We start from the raw sequence: 1871 nt of genomic DNA, 5'->3' as shown, positions 1-1871 counted from the left end.
TCCGGCCAAAACTCTAAGGCCAGGGGAAACATCCAATTTTAAACATTTAATCCGTCTCATCTTGTAATCCGTTTAATCAGTGGTTCAAATTTTTTTCTGTTATTTCTGTCTCGGTAATTAACAAGCCAAGGTCTTTAGACCTGCCTGCATGGGTACCAAGTTTTTTGCTTTCTTCACTAATAATACGTTGATCAACATCCCAAATAGTGCAGGGAGATTGCCGCGTCGGTAACCTGCACATGCTTAGTTTCTGCATCCGGGCTCCTCGCAATGACGGGCTTTATTGGTATGATTTCTTTCTTTACGCATTTTTTTCTAAGGCCGAATGTTAATAGTTCTTCAGTAAACAGTTATCAGTTTTAATTCATGACCGGCACGGGCATTGACGCCAGAGGCGGCATTTGGTTGTCTCCACCACCCCTGTCATCCTGAGGAATGAACGGAGCCTGCGCAGTGAATGACGAAGGATCTCAATTTCATAGCAACCAAGTTAAATCCACCACCGCACAAGCGGACGCTTGCGCTAGGAGTGGGAGTCAATGTTTTCATACTTCCGTCTCTAATACGATTGCGTTTAGGTCCTTTACCTTTTCAAAATCGTTGTCCATAGTTATTAATGGGAAATCTAAATATATAGAAGTTGCTGCTATCACGGCGTCTGGTAATTTTAATTTGTCCTTTTTGCGGACTTCAATTGCTATTTTTCGAATTGAGGGACTGAGTTCCGTAATCGTACATTCGTCTAAAAAAGAGCGAATAATGGTTGATTGCTTTTTTGTTAATCCCGAATAGCTCAGCAACTCTATTTCTGTGATTGCTGAAACCCAAATATGCTGACCTTGTAAAATTTTACCCGCCGGTTCAACCCCATTAAAAAAGTTTACCAGTAAAGAGGTATCGGCAACAATATTATTCCCACTCATTTCTTACTTTTTTCTGGTATTCGAGTCCATCCATGCCGAAATTCACTTTTCCGAAGTAGCGATCTATATCTACCTTATTTTTCTTTCTTTTCGATGATGCTTTTTCTATCGCCTCACGAATTTTTTTGATAGAATCTTTTTTATTGATGGTTAGTGTCATGGCTGTTTCATTTGGTCGTTTTAGAAAGCTTTATACTATATATAAATGTATGAAATTTTGAGTTATCAGTTTAGTTGATTTCAGATTACAGATTGCAAATTTCAGATTGACTGTCATTCCTTCCCTAATTTGTAATCTGTAATTTTCAATTTGTAATTAGCTTTTCATCTATGACCGGTACGGGCATTGACGCCGCAGGCGGCATTTGGTTGTCTCCACCACCCCTGTCATCCTGAGGAATGAACGGAGCCTGCGCAGTGAATGACGAAGGATCTCCGTTGTATGTGACAAAATTTATCCAAGAGTTCATGTTTATATACTTTCTTTTCAAATTCACTTTATTTGCCTGCATCGCCTTCCTCTTTCTTTTGTGCCGACAAAAGAAACATCCCGAATCCTCGGGACTGGCTGCGAAAATAATGCTAAAACGGTCTCTCCCGACTGCTCGGGACTAAAAGAAATCAATGCTCCTTCAAGAGCGTTGCTAGTGCTGAATTTATCAGCGGTATGATTTCTTTCTTTACGCTTCATTGCGTCCGTTTCTTTACGCATTTTTTTCTAAGGCCGATTGTTATCAATTTCATTTACTTCCCCAGGTGCTTGATGTAAGGGATGCCGTTCTTGAGGTTCTCAATCTTTTTTTCATCTATATCATAACCAACTACCGGCATTCCAACCTGGTGGAAGGTCCACATCAGTGGTAAACCTACGTACCCTAAGCCTACGATTCCTATGGTGTAAGTTTTGTCGGTTATTTTATTGAGTAATTTTTCTAATTGAGTCATTTA

At 39.9% G+C, this 1871-nt stretch carries 4 protein-coding genes; all 4 read right to left on the bottom strand.

Annotation, left to right across the window (positions count from 1 at the left end; translation table 11 throughout):
- Window positions 1–545: 545 nt before the first annotated feature.
- Entirely contained in the window at window positions 546–923 is a 378-nt protein-coding gene (locus ACFSVN_RS04960) for a type II toxin-antitoxin system VapC family toxin (RefSeq protein WP_390299497.1), read from the bottom strand.
- The gene (locus ACFSVN_RS04955) at window positions 910–1083 is read right to left on the bottom strand and encodes a hypothetical protein (RefSeq protein WP_390299494.1); all 174 of its coding nucleotides are present in this window, start codon (window positions 1081–1083) and stop codon (window positions 910–912) included. The genes ACFSVN_RS04960 and ACFSVN_RS04955 overlap by 14 nt, the downstream gene beginning before the upstream one ends.
- Before the next feature lie 145 nt (window positions 1084–1228).
- The gene (locus tag ACFSVN_RS04950; protein ID WP_390299492.1) at window positions 1229–1393 is read right to left on the bottom strand and encodes a hypothetical protein; all 165 of its coding nucleotides are present in this window, start codon (window positions 1391–1393) and stop codon (window positions 1229–1231) included.
- A gap of 274 nt (window positions 1394–1667) precedes the next feature.
- On the bottom strand, window positions 1668–1868 hold the full coding sequence (locus tag ACFSVN_RS04945; RefSeq protein ID WP_390299499.1) for a hypothetical protein: 201 nt from the start codon (window positions 1866–1868) through the stop codon (window positions 1668–1670).
- Window positions 1869–1871 lie beyond the last annotated feature (3 nt).

Source organism: Gracilimonas halophila, assembly GCF_042684365.1.
GTDB classification, from domain to species: Bacteria; Bacteroidota; Rhodothermia; order Balneolales; family Balneolaceae; genus Gracilimonas; species Gracilimonas halophila.
Note: the sequence above shows the minus strand (reverse complement) of the source record. Positions and strands in the feature narration are given on the sequence as shown.